12 protein-coding genes are annotated in these 16,665 nt (G+C 38.3%); 8 read left to right on the top strand and 4 right to left on the bottom strand.

From position 1 onward, the window contains the following. Positions 1-212: 212 nt before the first annotated feature. Both V7266_RS19850 and V7266_RS19845 read left to right on the top strand, forming a co-directional pair. Positions 213-1,313 carry an AI-2E family transporter gene (locus V7266_RS19850; protein ID WP_335470236.1) on the top strand — a complete coding sequence of 367 codons (1,101 nt, stop codon included), beginning with the start codon at positions 213-215 and terminating at the stop codon, positions 1,311-1,313. Between the two features lie 245 nt (positions 1,314-1,558). Further along, a complete protein-coding gene (locus V7266_RS19845) occupies positions 1,559-3,211 on the top strand; it encodes an ABC1 kinase family protein (RefSeq protein WP_335470234.1) in 1,653 nt (550 codons plus the stop codon). A 55-nt stretch (positions 3,212-3,266) separates the two neighbouring features. On the opposite strand, the gene V7266_RS19840 is transcribed toward V7266_RS19845, so the two are convergent. Continuing rightward, positions 3,267-3,536: a DUF2188 domain-containing protein gene (locus V7266_RS19840; protein ID WP_335470232.1), complete on the bottom strand. Its 270-nt coding sequence runs from the start codon at positions 3,534-3,536 to the stop codon at positions 3,267-3,269. A 129-nt stretch (positions 3,537-3,665) separates the two neighbouring features. Then, positions 3,666-4,052, bottom strand: a complete 387-nt coding sequence (locus V7266_RS19835) for a hypothetical protein (RefSeq protein WP_335470229.1) — start codon at positions 4,050-4,052, stop codon at positions 3,666-3,668. Positions 4,053-4,386: 334 nt separating this feature from the next. Between V7266_RS19835 and V7266_RS19830 the strand changes: the two genes are divergently transcribed. The 6 genes from V7266_RS19830 (at position 4,387) to V7266_RS19805 (ending at position 14,376) form a co-directional block, all read left to right on the top strand. Next, positions 4,387-5,277, top strand: a complete 891-nt coding sequence (locus V7266_RS19830; RefSeq protein ID WP_335470226.1) for a diacylglycerol/lipid kinase family protein — start codon at positions 4,387-4,389, stop codon at positions 5,275-5,277. 176 nt (positions 5,278-5,453) lie between these two features. Further along, a complete protein-coding gene (locus V7266_RS19825; protein ID WP_335470224.1) occupies positions 5,454-6,377 on the top strand; it encodes an AEC family transporter in 924 nt (307 codons plus the stop codon). Between the two features lie 230 nt (positions 6,378-6,607). Beyond that, a complete protein-coding gene (locus V7266_RS19820; RefSeq protein ID WP_335470220.1) occupies positions 6,608-7,681 on the top strand; it encodes a Wadjet anti-phage system protein JetD domain-containing protein in 1,074 nt (357 codons plus the stop codon). Next, complete coding sequence (locus V7266_RS19815; protein WP_335470218.1) at positions 7,672-9,183, top strand: hypothetical protein; 1,512 nt, start codon at positions 7,672-7,674, stop codon at positions 9,181-9,183. Before V7266_RS19820 ends, V7266_RS19815 begins: the two co-directional genes overlap by 10 nt. After that, positions 9,183-9,929 carry a DUF6063 family protein gene (locus V7266_RS19810; RefSeq protein ID WP_335470216.1) on the top strand — a complete coding sequence of 249 codons (747 nt, stop codon included), beginning with the start codon at positions 9,183-9,185 and terminating at the stop codon, positions 9,927-9,929. Before V7266_RS19815 ends, V7266_RS19810 begins: the two co-directional genes overlap by 1 nt. Next, a complete protein-coding gene (locus V7266_RS19805; protein WP_335470214.1) occupies positions 9,907-14,376 on the top strand; it encodes a hypothetical protein in 4,470 nt (1,489 codons plus the stop codon). Before V7266_RS19810 ends, V7266_RS19805 begins: the two co-directional genes overlap by 23 nt. Before the next feature lie 201 nt (positions 14,377-14,577). Here the strand turns inward: V7266_RS19805 and V7266_RS19800 are convergent, their stop codons facing one another. Together V7266_RS19800 and V7266_RS19795 are read right to left on the bottom strand one after the other, a co-directional pair. Beyond that, positions 14,578-15,306 carry a YwaF family protein gene (locus tag V7266_RS19800; RefSeq protein WP_335470240.1) on the bottom strand — a complete coding sequence of 243 codons (729 nt, stop codon included), beginning with the start codon at positions 15,304-15,306 and terminating at the stop codon, positions 14,578-14,580. A 101-nt stretch (positions 15,307-15,407) separates the two neighbouring features. Then, a complete protein-coding gene (locus V7266_RS19795; protein ID WP_335470213.1) occupies positions 15,408-16,310 on the bottom strand; it encodes a DMT family transporter in 903 nt (300 codons plus the stop codon). Between the last annotated feature and the right edge of the window lie 355 nt (positions 16,311-16,665).

Raw genomic sequence — 16,665 nt, 5'->3', positions numbered from 1 at the left:
AAACCAATATATATTTTAGATTGATTTTTAGAATTTAATACAAACTTGTTATTTTACCGGTTTTTACTCTTTATAGGAATAAAAACCGGTAAAGATTAATTCTGTCGGGGTTCTTTTTAAGGGGGACTCGAAGGAAATAAAGGATAATACTGTATATAAACCCATGATTTTGTTATACTTTTATTCAAAAGGTATGGGAAGAGGTATATGTAGTGTCAAAATCAAAAATACAATTCTGGCTCATTCAAATTTTATTAATCTTAACGATTATTTTCGTATCCACCAAAATTTCATTTATGTTTATTCCCATAGGAGTGTTTTTCTCGACGGTTTTCTTTCCTATTCTAATTACCGGTTTCCTCTATTTCCTATTAAATCCTCTGGTGAATTTTGTTGAACGGAAAAAGGTTCCTAGGATCGCTGCCATACTTGTGATCTATATAGTATTTGCCGGTCTACTGGTCTTAGCGATAGGCAGTTTGGTGCCTACGGTGTCAAAACAGGCAACGGATCTTGCCAACAATTTGCCAATATTCGCCAACAAGACCACTGACTTTTTTAATAATGTCGTCCATTCATCACAATTTAAAAACATTATGGTTCAGCAAAGTGAAATCATTGACTCGGTACAGAAACGGTTAATGGAATATGCCAATACACTGCCAAATAAGCTGACGAACGGAATAAAGGGTTTCTTTGGTTTGGTCGCTAATATCGCGATTATTCTCGTCACTGTCCCATTTTTATTATTTTACATGTTAAAGGATGGACATAAATTTCCAAAAGCGGTTTCGAATTTTATACCTGCCGATTACAGGGATGAGAGTCTTAAAATTTTAAAAGAAACAGGGGAGACACTGTCAGCTTACATTCAGGGGCAAGTGTTGGTCGCCCTCGCAGTCGGGACCTTGGCCTTCATTGGATTTTTAATCATTGGTATGCCATACGCGTTAATCATGGCACTCATTATTGCTTTTACCAACATTATCCCTTATGTTGGACCAATCATTGGCGGTGCGCCCGCAGTTCTTGTCGCTTTCTTTGATTCACCTACGAAAGCCTTATTGGTTATTATCGTTATACTGGTTGCTCAGCAGGTAGAGGGGAACTTCTTGTCGCCATTAATTTTAGGTAAAACATTGGATACGCACCCGGCAACGATTATTATTATTCTATTAGCTGCAGGCAACCTGGCAGGCGTACTTGGTATGGTGTTAGCGGTACCTACTTATGCAGTTTCAAAAGTTATTGTTTTGAACTTGGTTCGATTTTTGAAAGCGAGAAAAGCAGCCAATACAATAGAAGGAGCTTGAGTCCAGGACTCGGGGCTCCTTTTTTTTAGACGAAAACTCTGTCTCAATCAAATGTCTATTCTATCGATATCATTTCTATTTAGGAAACTATCCGCATGTTCCTTCCATTTTTAATCTGTTCTTTATGATATATCTCCTTAATTTAAGGGTATGGAATAATAAAACACTATAGAGGAGGATACATAAATGAAAGACATCTTTAAAAATGGATTGGTAGCAGAATGGAGATAAATGGGATTAGACGTTTGAATCGATATAGGGAAATTGTTTCCCTTTTGGTTAAACATGGCTTTGGTTACATCGTCCAAGAGGTCGGTCTAACCGAGACCCTCTCTTTGAAAGACAGGCTAATAGCAGATTTTAAACAGGGAAATTCGCAGGAAATGGGATCCCGCTTACGCCATTTATTAGAGGAGCTTGGCCCGACGTTTATTAAGTTAGGCCAACTCCTTAGTAGTAGGAGTGATTTGCTACCAGTAGAAGCCATTCGTGAATTGGAACTTCTTCAGGATCAGGTTAATCAAGAATCCATTCATGAGATTAAGGAAAAAATAAAGCTCGAATTCGGACGAGCGGCGGAAGATGCTTTTGTTCACTTTAACGAAACCCCGGCCGGGTCTGCATCCATCGGCCAAGTTCATGAAGCGGTACTGTCAACCGGACAGAAGGTAATGGTAAAGGTACAGCGGCCTAACATAAAAGAAACGGTTTTTGCAGACCTTGATATAATAAAGGACCTATCTGGGATGATGGAAAAGCAATACGAGTGGGCTGAGCATTACCATATAACCGATTTGATGGATGAGCTCTCAGAATCAATAAAAAAAGAACTGGATTACATGGAGGAAGGCCGGAATACTGAAACTATTCAGCTTCAATTTGAAAACCATAACGGAATAAAAGTCCCAGAAATTTATTGGGATTACACTACAGCCGAAATACTCACAATGGAACGGATCGACGGGATAAAAATTAACGAAATCCAGCTGCTTAACCTGACTCAGGAGGAAAAAAGACAAATTGCTGATAGGTTAGTAGAATCGTTTGTTACCCAAATTTTAAGGGAAGGTTTCTTTCATGGAGACCCGCATCCTGGTAACATTCTTTACAATCCTGATACGAAGCAGCTGGGTTTTATTGATTTAGGGCAGATCGGCAGATTAACTTCAAGAAAAAGATATGATGTGACCACATTGATGATCGGTCTTATGCACGAGGATACAGAATTAATCGTAAAGGCGATGTACAGGCTTACCTGTGTCCCCACATCCGTTGATGACAAACAATTTTACGATGACATTGACAGAATTAGAAAGAAATTCAGCCATACTCCCTTGGGTGATTTGAATTTTGGTAAGACAATCAATGAACTTTTCTCGACTGCACAACATCATCAGATTTATATCCCGACAGACTTTATGATGCTGGGAAAAACGTTAATAACGCTGGAAGGAATAATTACAGATATCGATCCTTCACTAAATCTGCTTGAACTGGCCAAGCCTTACGGTCAACAACTATTAATGGAGCGCTATAATCCGATAAGATTTGGAAAAAGGCTTTTGAATGAGGCAGAAGACATAACGGAAAGCTTTACAAAAATTCCTGGACAGCTCGACGAAGTTCTCCAGAAGACTTCTGAGGGTGACTTAAAGGTGAAGATTAGTGTACATGAGCTGGAAGATATTTTTACAAAAATCGATCACTTAAGCAACAAATTTTCATTTAGTTTAACACTGCTTGCATTTAGTATTGTGGTATTGGGTCTAATCGTCGGGGCCACTTTTGGAACCAATACCATCCTAACCAGTATACATGCTCTTGAGGTTGGCTTCGTTATTGCATTCTTCATGTTTTTATGGATTATTTATTCCATCCTTAAAACAGGCCGCTTTTAACTGCTATTTTACCTTTACATTAAAATGCCCGGGAAGGTTCACTTCCCGGGACACTTTAAGATTCCATGTAATTATGCTGTTGTTCAATTTTCCCATCATCAGCATGAATATAGACCATCGTTTTAGATTCTTCTGCCATCTGTTTGGCTTCTTTTATAGCCTCACTTTTTGTATCAGTTGTGCAGGCTGGTTCCTCTTTGCCCTCAACCTTAACTGCCCAACGATCCTCGTCATGTGGAACGACATGAAACCTTGCCTCATGGGTCCCGGCACGCTCTTTGAAATATTGATCACGGTCATTTTGGTTATCTCTTTTATTTGTCATGGGTTACCTCCAAGTATAAAATTTCTTATACAATTCTTTTACCCGATTGACGAAATTAGAAACATAACCATCATTTCTAAAAGGAGCATAAGCTGGTCAGCTAAAGGCTATCGAGGAACGGCTATCTGTTTAAGATACCTCTTCATATTGAAAATAAGTAAAAAGTTTCTTCTGAACATGCTGCTCCCACTGATCTAAGGGTGCGTCCATCTCTTTCAGGAGATGATAGGCATTAACCCATGCCTTCATTTCGGCATTAATACGATAGGGACGGTTCGATATCCATAAGTCGTAATCCAGGTTCCCCTCAATGTAGTCAATTAGATGCCCTGTCTCATGCGCAAGGGCATATAGGTTCTCTAGGTCCGCAACCGGCGGGACCGTCACCGTTAAATCCGGCTTAAAGCTCACCCGATTTTCAGTTGATAAGCGTACTCTTCCACCCAAGCTTTCCACTATGTCAATTATTGCGTTCATAAATTTATTAATGTCAGGCCTGCCAATTAAAATCTGCATCTTTCTAGCCATCCTTTTTCTCTATTTGGTTTCATCTTACCACATTTTAACTAAAATTCTTGGCCGTTGTTAAAAAAATTATCTGCAAGAAATAATTGATCTCATAAAAGAGGCCGCCACTCAAAAACGACTTTGAAGTCTTATTATAATGTTAAGCCGAAAGGACAAACATTATGACACCGTTTTGGTTAAATAGGCAAAAGTTGGAAGAAATCCCGGCAACTGTCCATAACATCATGATGTTTCTAGAATTCTTGATTAGTAGAATTTAGAAGTGAAGGATAAACAATGAGAGGGTATATAACGTATAAGAACCTAATGAGGAAGTGATTGAATGCGTTTCGAACGAGCACTCTTAATTTATAATGGAAATGCCGGAAAAAAGGACATGAAGCAGGCTCTTGGGGTCTCGGTCCCCATTCTGTCATCTTGTATTTCAAATTTAATGATTGTACAAACTCAAAGAATCAATCATGCAAAAGAGCTTTGTGAGCTTCATGGACCAAATGTTGATTTGGTCATAATCCTTGGTGGGGATGGTACGGTCCATGAATGTATCAACGGATTATCAAACTTGGACCATCGCCCAAGGATTGGAATACTCCCAGCTGGGACCTGTAATGATTTTTCAAGGTCCTTAATGATTGACCAGGATATCGCTATAGCTGCGGATCAAATCATCCATGGTGAATGTAAGTCAGTCGATGTTCTCAAAGTAGATGACCATTACTGTTTAAACTTTTGGGGCACTGGTTTGATTGCAGAAACCTCCAATAATATTAATCAATCGGAAAAAGAGCATATTGGTAAGATTAGTTATATGCTCAGCGCCCTTCGGACAATGAAAAATATGGATCCCTTACATTATGTACTAGATATAGATGGGGAGAAAATGGAAGGAGAAGCGCGATTAATTGTTGCAGCCAATGGGAATTACATAGGAGCTAAGAAGCTGCCGTTTAATGGGATTAGTTATAATGATGGACTCGCAGATGTATTTATCATCAAACATACAAACATGACGTTGTTGAAAGAACTTTTCACCACAGATATTACGATACAGAATAATGAGTTAAGCCAGGAAATGGACCATTACTCAGGGCAATCAATCACCATTCATACACAAGAAAAACAGGATGTAGATATGGATGGAGAAGTGTATACCAAGACACCTAGTCATATAACCGTTCTTAAACATCATCTTCAAATGTTAAAACCACTTTAGAAACGGCAATCGAGTGTTCGATCAATGGTCAACTATTTTTACATGGCAATGGCAGTGAAACGAGGAGTTGTCACGTGGATTTTGGAGTCAAATGATCACAGTTAATTTAAGAATGGACATTCCCTTTAAGCAAATGGTAGCATGAAAATAATAGAGTAGAGAGGATGTATATTGATTTGATTCAAACTGTGATTACGACCCTATTTCAAGTGATGGTTCCTCTATCGTTACCGGTTATTGCGGGGGTTATCCTTGGCCGATTTGCAAAGCTTGACACCAAGCCATTATTAACTCTTACATTATATTATTTAAGTCCCGCCATCATATTAGATACATTAATGAATGCCCGTGTTTCTCATACTGATATTTCTCATACCCTTGCGTTTTCCTTGCTTAATCTTGTTTTGCTCTGGGCGATTGCCACAAGTTTAAGTAAGCCTCTTCATTTTCCGGCTAATGAAAAGGCAGCCCTGGTATTAGTGTCATCCTTTACAAACAGTGTCAACTATGGGCTTCCCCTTGTATTACTTGCGTTCGGGAAATTAGGACTCGAAAAGGCCTCTGTTTATGTTGTCATTCAAATGGTCATTGTTAATACCCTTGGGGTTTATTTTGCGGCGCGCTCGCATTTTTCAATAAAAAACGCAGTGCGATCGGTATTTACCCTTCCCGCTATATATGCTGCGATTCTAGCACTTGTTCTTCGCAGTTTACATCTGTCCTTACCGGGAGGAGTGGCGAAAGGAGTTTCTATGATTGCCGATGCCTACTCTCCAGTTGTTATGGCGATATTAGGGGCGCAAATTGCTAGTGTAAAAACCGCAAAGTTTGAGTTGAAATCTCATTCTGCCTTTTGGACAGGTATGACTGTACGGTTGTTGATTTCTCCAGCAGTTGCTTTGGTTTGTTTATCAATTTTGCAAATAAAAGGCATTCTGCAATCGGTTCTTTTTATTTTAGCGTGTATGCCTGTAGCTGTGAATGCCGGTATTCTCGCGGAAAGATTTAATGCATCACCCACAATTGTATCTAAGTGTATACTCTGGACCACACTAGTCTCCTTTATAATTTTGCCGTTTCTAATTGTAGTTATTAAGTGATAAAGCCAATGGATTATTTTTTCATACTCTGTAGCGGAAATCAACGGACTAATTTAATGTAAGTAAAAAGGGGTGCACCAAAAGTTAAACTTTTGGGACATCCTTTTTTTGATTCTATTAATCTATTTAAAAATTTCATTTACCTGCCATTCCTCAACTAGTTTATAATATAAGGATGTCCAAATTGGAAAGTAGGTTTTCATTTCCTACGATCCTAGAAGTTTAAGTAGGTGATTACAATCGATGTCATTGAAGCAAGGGTGAGAAGTTTTATTGAAGATATCCAACACCCGAAACAAAAAAAGAAAATAAATATTAATGATTTAGAGATTCAGTTGCGCAAGCGACTAGATGATTATTTTGAAATGGATGGTTATTCCTTGTTTTATCGGACCATTGAAACATTGCAAGCTGAGGGACACCTGATCCCGATTCAAAATCATCAATACAATGGAAGAACACCCTCACTTGCCTTATATTATTGGGTGAATATAAAAGTTCAGGAAACGAAATGGGACCGTCTCGCGATGATGAAATTAAGTGATCAGTTTGATTTTTCCTATTATGAACGGCACCCCGAATGGCAAACGGAAGAGGAATGGAGTCGAATCCAACATGTATATACTTTTCTAAAGTCCAGTCAGGAACGGGAAATCGTTTCGGTTGAAGAAAGAAGCCTTGAGCTTTTTGGCCATGAAAAATTCTTACTAGATGGAGATCACCTTCCGGAAGGAAAAGGTTTTTTAGCTAGAATAGGAGTTGCAGAAGAGCAGCTTAAAATGGTGAACTACGGGGAGCCTTTTGTATTTTGGTTGAAACAAGGGAAAGAAATCAAAGATATTCAGCGCGTCCTGATTGTGGAAAATCTATCATTCTTTCATACTTCCATTAAGTTATTGGAAGCAAATGAACTCGATTATGAACCTGAACTGATTATTTATGGAGAAGGGACGAAGATTGAACGAAGCTTTTCCTTTTTCTTCCAAATGTTTCCAACTAAACCGTACCTTTTCTATTACGCAGGAGATCTAGATGCCGCAGGATATGGTATTCTCATTCGCTTGATTGAAAAATACTCAGATTGCTGTATTCAGCCGGCCTTGAAAATTTACCGCAAAATGCTTGATTGTTTCGAACAAAGGAATGACCAGAAAGTGGGCCAAACACCTAACACCCAATACCGTGATCTATTTTTTCAATGGTTTACGGAAGAGGAACAAGCGCTATTACGGGAATTATGGCAGGAAAATAAGCGGATTGCTCAAGAAGTTTTAACAATTGAATCATGGAGGAGATGGCTGTGAACGAATCATGGGAAGGGTTTGCTCAGCGAATGCAACGATTAAATCCACTGTTTGAGCTTGGGAGGGGAATGGAAGTAGGGGAGTTGAAGCCCCATATCCAAACAATTCTCATGCAAGTGCTCCTCACCATCTTTTATCGAGAATTAAACGATGATGATCATCGGCGGAAAGCTGATATCAAGTATATGGTGCAAGATTCGATTAAACAAATGAGGCTTTTAGCAGACGATAAGCAAATTGAACGAATTACGAGCGGCCTTTTATATCAGGGAAAAGAAGAGTATAGTAAACCATTCGAAGCCTTATATTACGATGAAATAAGACAATCCTGGGAAACGCAAACCTTCCGCTATGTCACAATGGATGAATTATATACCAATTTAGAGATGGGCGGATCAATCGTGTATAAACTCACGGATGTTGCTCAGGAAATGATTTTTATGAGCAGGGAAATGGCGGAGGAGTTCTCGATCACGATAGAACAACTCTATAGTATGCAGCTGATTAAAAACGGTAATTTCCGCAAAGCTACTCGAAACCTCGATCACCTCATTTCACGAGTAAACCGCTTAATGGCTAATGAATTTACCTTTCAAAAGGAAATGATTAATAACCCCAAAATCTTATTGATCGAAGAAGAATGGCAACGGGCTGACAATCGTGTTGAAATTGAAAAGCAATTTGAAGAAGAAAAAAATCATTTTCGTACCATCACGAGCATGATAGAAAAAACAAAACGAAGGAACGAAGAAGATGATTATATTCAGAAGGAACTGATTCTTCTTCAAGAAAAAATAGGTCATACCAGGCAATTGCATGATCGTTTTGCTAAGCTAGTTATTCAAAATATTTCCTATGAAATGAAATTAAAGGCGGAAAATCCTTCCTTGTTCTGGGAGAACAGCCTGGTAACATTTCGTGAGCATTTTTATGAAAATTGGTTAATGAAGGAAGGCGTTCAAGATTTTAACGAAATAGAACGAGTGCTTTCTCCTTTATTTTCACCGAAGAATGAGTTTATTTTGCCGCTCGATTGGATTTGGGGCGAACAAGAATTTTACGAAACTCAAACGTCGGACGTCGTAATTGAGGATGAGGTGGAAGAAAGCATTACTCAAAAGCGTGTAACGAACTGGGATTCTGTTATTAAGGCATGGAGTTATGTTTTTCAATATTTACAGACATACGGAGAGTTTTCATTAGCTAATGTAGTAGAGCTGCCATTAGAAGTACAGGATTTATGGTTTGAAGAATCGGAAACGATTGATTTATGGATGATGTTTGATAAAAAGCCGCTGAAGGTGCAAGTACTGCATCGAAAAGAAGATACATTTAGCGATGAGAGGGAAATTCTTCTTTATAAATTAATGATGGAGTATCCGCAATTTCAAGTATTTGAAGGCTCAAAGATTTTTACATCCTTTGATCATCGAGCGGAGCCTTTCACCTGGTATAGAATGAAAATCACTCCTTTTAAAATTTGTGTGCAGGAGGAGAAATAATGAATGCAGATACAATCAAAAGGGCTTCGGCCGTCTATTTTACTCTATTAAAGGAAAAAGTAATCGACGAGAATAGTGAACAATTCCAAGCTTATTTTAATCCGGAAGTGAGGCAGACCGTTCTTTTATTAGCGGACGAATCTGGTACCTATATCATTGAATCACCAAAGCGCATCCAATTAGTGGTTCAGCCAACCGGCTCTGTCTTTGCGACGAATTTTACTCATTTGAAAGAAAAACATCGGCAGGTTGAAACGAAGAAACACTTTCATCTGATGAGCGTTGTTATTATGTCATTCTTGGCGGCAATCGACCGTAACCATGCGGCAAAAATTCGCACAAAGCGGGAAGGAATCAGTTACTACGCATTAGAGCGGCAAGTAAACGACTTAATCATGAATTGGGATAGCATCCTTAAAGCGAGACCAGACTTTGGAGAAGAAGAACGAATTGATATGAAAGAAGTGGTGACCACATGGAAATACATGGAGGTTGACACGGACGATTATGCTGTGAAAAAAGGCAATCGACGAACCAGAATTGGGTTAATTGCCGGTGCTATGCGGTTATTAGAGACGGAGGGGTTAATTGTCATCCTTGACCGTGACGATATTCCAAAGGCGATTCCAAAACAAGAGCTCTTTGAGCGGATTGAATACTTATATCACGATTATGATCGTTATGAACTATTTAAAAAATTAATGACTTCAGAGGAGGATGAGCATGCCGAAAATCCATCGAATTAGAATTGTTGGCCTCAAGTATGATGGCATGCAAAAGCAATACAAAGATACCACATTTAATTTCCATAATGAGGAGACCTCCACAAATGGCCTTATTGCCATGATGAATGGGGGCGGCAAAGGTGTGTTCCTGCAAACGATTTTCCAAATACTCAAACCTGGAACTTCGTGGGGAAAACAAAACAACCGATATTATCAGCAGTTCTTTTTTAATAACAAAGAACAATTTATTCCCTATACCTTTCATGTTCTGATTCAATGGGAATTGGACGGTGCTGAACGCCGGCATCTGGTTACAGGAGGAATGTTCTCAGCCGAGCAGCGGATTTCGATGAGTGAAGAAAGTGGAAATGAAAGTAAAACATTGGAACAGGAGGCAAAGATCCTTCCTAATATTACCTTTTATACAAGAGAATTTGAACGGAAAGAAGAAGTGGCACTTGAACATATTCCACTCTATGAAAATGATGAGGTTGCTGAAACCGAAAGCTTGAAGGATTATCTTAAATGGAATGGATATGACGTTTACCGAGATACAAAAAAGCATTATCGCATCCTTGAAACTTACGGAATTAACCGTAAAGACTGGGATATAATGAAAGACATCAATAAAGATGAAGGCGGCGTAGGGAAATACTTTGAGGGAGCTGAGGATGATTACTCCCTGTTCCAAAAGAGAATAATTCCAACGGTTAGTCAAGTCTTACACCGGACCGAACATCAGAAGAACGATCTTGTGGAAATTTTCAAGAGTCAGGCTAGTATCGCGAAGGATCTGCCTGTTCTGTTAAAGAGAGAGCAAGCCCATAAAGAGTTTTTAGAAGACATTGTTCCATTTGAAGAGCACCTGGCTAAAGGAGTAGAACATAAAGAAATTGTTCAGGAAAGTATAAAGGTTGGAAGGCAGCTGCTTGGTGCTCTAGAACATTTGAAACAATCAGAAGAAGAAACGCTGCTTTCATTAGAAAAGGATATTGAGAAACTAATAGTAAGGCAAGCAGAATTACGCTATCAAAAAGACAACTTAGAGTATGCAAAAGCTCACAGAGAAGTGATGAATTGGGAAAAGAAATTAGTAGAAGAACGGACCAAACATACTGCTTTATTAGAGCTGGTGAAAGAAAAACAGGAACGAAAAGAACAATTTGCGTTTCAACTTTTATTAAAAGAGTGGTTTGAAAACGAACAGAGTATCCGCTCGCTATCACAGCAGATCGAGATATTGGAACAAAATAGCGGCTTAGAGCAAGTAAATCAAAGAATGGATGAAATCAAAAAAGAAGTAAGCAAACAATGGGAACAATCCTATCTCTTAATCGAAGAAGCGGTTAAGCAGTATGCAGGGTATCAAAAGTTCTTAACTAAAAAAGGAAAGGATCTCTCTCGGCAGGATAAACAAAAGACAAAAGACATTGCGCAGCTTAGTACGGAAATTGATTTTCTCTATACGGATATACATAACTTTGAATCTAAGGAAGCGGCACTAGTTCAAGAGTTTGGTGACCGCTTAACCTATGACTTAAAGGGACTGATCGAAAACCTCTATAAACAAATAGAAGACAAAAAGGGTAAGTTAGAGGAACTGCAAGAAAAAGAGAAAGAATTTAGTGAAAGGCAAAATCAACTTGCCACTTCACATGGGACACTCGTCCAATCTATTCAGTTTTCAGAGGAAAAATGTGAAGAATTAAAGGTTGCAAATGATGGGCAAAAGCAAAAAGAAACAAAACTACTAGATAAGCTGCATGGTTTATTAGATGGTGTCACGGCACCGTTTACTCATTCGCTTCTTTCGAAGTATGCCTTACAGATAGAGGAAATGCTGGGTCATAATCGTGAACAAGAGGAACAAATGAAAAAAGACCTTTGGGAAACACAACTTGATCATTCCTTAAATGATGAGCATTTCTGGATTGCCAATAAAGATGTGAAAGAATTAAAGGAATGGATCGATGAGAAGACTGGTATTGATGTATTTTATGGAACTCAATTTCTTCAATCATTAAGTACAGACGAAATGACAAACTGCCTTGTGAAGTACCCGCTCCTTCCATATGGTTTGGTCGTCAGTCAACATCAATGGCAAAAGATTAATCAGCAGGTCCTTTCAGGAAGGATGTTTAAAAGTCCTGTTCCTATTTTCTTACGTGAGGAAATGAACCGCGAACATAACCAGCCATCCTTTGTCATTATTAATGGAACCGAGCGAGAGCTATTAACCGATAAACATCTATTTACCAACTGGAAAATAAAGATTGCTAAACAAATAGATGAAAAGAAAGAAACTCTTGTTGAAATGGAAAAAACAGAAGCTTCCTACCGTCGTATTTTAAAAGAAATCGATCGTTTTTTATCAGGAGAGCTATCTAGTGAAATTGAAAGAGCACTCCATCAAGAACAGAACGCTCTCCTGGCTAAGAAGGCGAAATTACAGGAAATCTCCTCACAGGAAGATAAAGAAAAAGAATTACTGCTTCAGCTTAAAGATCAGCTAGAAACTACGAAGCGAAAAATTGGGAAGCTTTCAAAAAATGTGGAAACATTAGAGCTGTTTGACCAAGAAAAGACCCTATATCAAGAAAATAAACGGGTGAAACTAGAGAAAGAGAAACAAAAGGAAGCCTTAGATTCTCAACAGCAAGAAATTGTAAAAGAGCACCAAGATAGCGTTGACTTGCAAAACAAATGGAATCAAACCTATCTAGAATGGAAACTTTCAACCGAACAAAATATCAAGGAGATTGCCTACTTTTTTGAGGGAGCGGCTTTTCCTGCTGATGAAAAAGCAGATCTATGTGAAGAGGTTCCCCGTCTATCTCCACATTTATTAAAAGAGATAAATGGAAGTATCGATGAGTTAAAACAGCTCCAAAAATCAAAAGAAGAACAGGCTAGAGAATTACTTGTGATTCAAGCAAGAAGAGAAACAGAACAAAAGCAGCAAAAGAAATTAGAGAAAAAACTCGATTCGCAAAATAAGGATTGGAATCAAGCTCCAGAGCCTAATGAACCTATAAGTATATTAGAAAATATGCACCAAACCGCTCAAAAGGAAGCGAAGGCAGCGGAAAAAGAAGAACGGGAACAGGGAACGGCTGTAACTGTAGCAGAAACCTCTTTAAAGCTTGCAATCGACCAGCGGGATAAGTCCGGTAAGAAAGTCGAAAAGCATGAAAAACACCCTGAAGCATGGGAAGATCTCGACTTAGAGATAAAGGAGGTAGAAATTAAAGACCAAACGAAACTAGCAAAAGAGGAAGTTAAGAAGACGGAGAAACGCCAAAAAGAATCAGAAACGAAAATTTCGGGTTTCGAAGGCGATTTGTTAACCTTGTCGGTTATCCTAAAGGAAGAACCGGCGGCATTCACGGACGATGATGTGGAAAGAATTAAGAGTCAAGGAAAAGCAGGCATCCTTTCCTGGTGTGAAGAACATCAAGCGATTCAGGAAGAAGGCCAAGAGAAGCACGCGAAAATCGAACAATCATTGCGTAATTTAAAGCTTACAATTGAGGGCAAAGATTGGGAGATTCGCTTTAAAAATGAAGTATTAACAACACTCGATCATCTAGATACAAGGCATTATACGCATATTCAAAGCATCGTTAAAAATATGAAGCGTTTTTCACAAAGTGGCTTGGAGCAATTAGAACGAGATAAAGAAAGGGCAGAAAACGCTCAAAACTTCTGGGCTAGCCGTGCCAGTATGAAAGTAATGAGTATCTCAGAGGCTATTCGTTCCATGATTGCGAAAATGAAGTTAAAGAATGAACGAGGGTCCTTTCCGCTCGTCCAGCTTAAAGAAGACATCTTACCGAAAAAGGCAGAAGATATCGAACCACTATTGAAGCAGCATTTTGTTGCAGCGATTCATAAAATAACCCAACAGTTTGATGTGATTGATGATGTGAATCAATCCTTAGAACAAGAAATAAAACAACTCATTAGTGATGAACAAATTTTATTTGTATCACTAAGAAATCGATATCCTGAGCTGCTTGTCTATAATATGCGGACAGATAATGCCTTTATGTACGGAAAACCGCAAAGGGAGCATTATTCAACCTGGCAGACCATTAATCAAGGTTCAAAGACGAAATCCGATGGAAGCGGCGGACAAAAGTTATCGGCGCGGATGGTGATGATGATGATGTTATTATCAGTTAAAAGCGAAGCCGATCAAAGCTGGGTTCCATTGGTTTGTGATAATCCGTTCGGACAAGCTGCATCAGCACATGTCCTTGATCCGATTTTCGCAGTTGCGGAAAAATTGAAGTTCCAATTCATCGTCGTGACTCCACCCGAACTGGTGAAAACGGAAATCAGCCAAAGATTTGATGCTTATTATAAATTGGACTTCATCCGTGAAAAAGGAAAAGAAATTGTATCGGATACGATTGTTCCAGCCTTTCGAATTTACCAGGGAGAGGAAGTCTCTCAGGTAAGGTAAAACATTGATAGAATCGAGGAATAGCGAAAAATCTCACTTTTTGGTCTGGAATAATATATCACTCCATATTAAAAGACGCATGACATTGAAAAATGTCATGCGTTTTTGCAACTCAATTAAGGTCCCAACAGCTAAATAGGTTCTTAATAATTACGTAATGATCCCAAAAAGATTGCATTTATATAAGGATCGACCGCTTTTCTATTTTCCTGCCTTCTTCATTCTTTTTAACCAAAACGGACTATACAAAATATAAAAACTTAAAATCATCACCATCTCCATTGAGAGAAGGTACCATGGCCACTTTCCAAGGTAATCTAAAAGAGAACTCGATTTCGGTTTATTCATGATATATAGATAATTAGCTCCCAGCCATTTATTGAGGAAAAAGACAATGCCTGAATAAATGTTTACAATAAGAATGGTTACCCACATCCCTTGAAGAGTCGGGCTGCAATTGAAAACCAAAACCATGAATATACAAGCCAGCACCACCCCGCCATGTGATACAAAGAACTCAAAATATTCAAAGTGCGGGAACGAATATCTTCCAAGGTCTGGAGTCAGAATAGCTTGAATAGAACTTCCTAAGCCTGCAAAGTACATAAATTGAAAAAGTTTTTTACCCCTGAACAACAGCATCAAAAAAGCGAGAATGACAGAAAGATCACTAAGTTGAAGAGGTAAAGACCGTTTCAAGGACCATGCATGCTCATATAGAAGCCATGTTTGCTCCAAAGTGGTAGAAACAAGTAGGAGAATGGCCAAAAAGAAACTTAAAAATCTCCCTTTCCTTTTCTCTGTTAGCTTGCTTCTAAAAATAAAGAGGAGAGTGCATAATACTATAATTATCCCCATTGGCAAAAAGTGTTCTACTGAAAAAAGACGGAAAGAATGAAGATTGGAATGAAATTGAAAATAATCATGCATTTTATTACCCCATATTTTAATCATTTCTCCATTTAATTTGGGGCAAATTCTTCTAATAATATACCAAGCTTAAATTTATTCAAAAGGGTTAAACGAATGTTTTATACTCCCAATTTCCCTTGGACTGCAACCTGTTTTGTCGTTTGTTTTTGCTTTTTATTTACGAGATAGATACTGGCCACAATCAGAATAATTCCTAATAATAAGAGTTTCGAAAAAGGTTCATTCAAAAATACAGTTCCAATGACAACTGCGAGCATTGGAACTAAGAATGTAAATGTTGCCACAACACTTGCATCACCTGTTTTCACGAGTATGACGTAGAGAATCCATGATATTGCAATTCCCAGAATCGTACCAAATGAAAGACCCCATAAGTACGTGTCATTCCAAACAATACTATTCCACTTTTCAGAAGAAAGTCCGGCAATCATAAGAACAATTCCACCGATTAAACACTGTAAAGCTACCATCCAAAGTGAATCCACCGAGTGAGCCTTTTTTTTGGTGTAAATGGTACCAAACGCCCAAGAAAGTGCTGATAATAATCCAAAAATAATCCCTAAAATTGAAACATGGCCAGAAAATCCTTCTGCACTGACAGAAATTACTCCAAGAAACCCTAGAATAAGTCCCGCAACTTTAGCAATAGTCATTGATTCTCCTAACCAAAGCCAAGCAAAAAGACCTACTAAAATCGGTTGAAAATAAACGATTACAGAGAATAAACCGGATGGTACTAATTTAAGCCCTTCGGTTTGCAGCCCATAGAACAAAGCAATATTTAAAGTACCGGTAATAACATATATCTTCCAATTCTTTCGCCACTCTATGCGGGCACGTGTTTTCCAAATCACAATGCCTAGGATCACTCCGCCTAACAAACACCTCATCCCAGCAAAAAGCAAAGGAGGTGTAAATACCAATGCCAGTTTATAAATTGGCCAGGAAACACTCCAAATAATGATTAAGCCAGCCATCATTAAAAACCATTTTACATTCATCAAATCTCTTCTCCCTCAGTTTAATTGAACTAACTGAATGGGTCATAGACTTTAGAGCCCATCCCCTTAAAAAACATAACTTTCATAGAATACGCCCCTTAGACAAATATTTCAATTAAGAAATCTTGGATAAAAATTAAGGACAGTTTTGAAAAGAGCAGTAGATTATATGAAGAAAATGATTTTATATATCGTGTTCAAAGATTGTGGAGGAAAGTATGCATAAAAGTGTCATTCTTTTAATCAGTCCGACTGTCTACTTCATTGATTAAATAATGGACCTATCTAATTATCGCAAGTCTCTTTGCAGTTAACGTGCAAAATTATCCAGATGGTGCAAAAAAAATTGGCATAA

Source organism: Neobacillus drentensis (genome assembly GCF_036965645.1).
Taxonomy (GTDB): domain Bacteria; phylum Bacillota; class Bacilli; order Bacillales; family Cytobacillaceae; genus Neobacillus; species Neobacillus drentensis_D.
This window is presented reverse-complemented; position numbering and strand designations above follow the sequence as displayed.

What these genes read in the sequence shown, in the direction of transcription:
- V7266_RS19840 (WP_335470232.1), bottom strand. Translation starts at nt 3,536, where the DNA reads ATGACAAATAAAAGAGATAACCAAAATGACCGTGATCAATATTTCAAA.
- V7266_RS19835 (WP_335470229.1), bottom strand. Translation starts at nt 4,052, where the DNA reads ATGCAGATTTTAATTGGCAGGCCTGACATTAATAAATTTATGAACGCA.
- V7266_RS19830 (WP_335470226.1), top strand. Translation starts at nt 4,387, where the DNA reads ATGCGTTTCGAACGAGCACTCTTAATTTATAATGGAAATGCCGGAAAA.
- V7266_RS19815 (WP_335470218.1), top strand. Translation starts at nt 7,672, where the DNA reads ATGGCTGTGAACGAATCATGGGAAGGGTTTGCTCAGCGAATGCAACGA.
- V7266_RS19810 (WP_335470216.1), top strand. Translation starts at nt 9,183, where the DNA reads ATGAATGCAGATACAATCAAAAGGGCTTCGGCCGTCTATTTTACTCTA.
- V7266_RS19805 (WP_335470214.1), top strand. Translation starts at nt 9,907, where the DNA reads ATGCCGAAAATCCATCGAATTAGAATTGTTGGCCTCAAGTATGATGGC.
- V7266_RS19800 (WP_335470240.1), bottom strand. Translation starts at nt 15,306, where the DNA reads ATGCATGATTATTTTCAATTTCATTCCAATCTTCATTCTTTCCGTCTT.
- V7266_RS19795 (WP_335470213.1), bottom strand. Translation starts at nt 16,310, where the DNA reads ATGAATGTAAAATGGTTTTTAATGATGGCTGGCTTAATCATTATTTGG.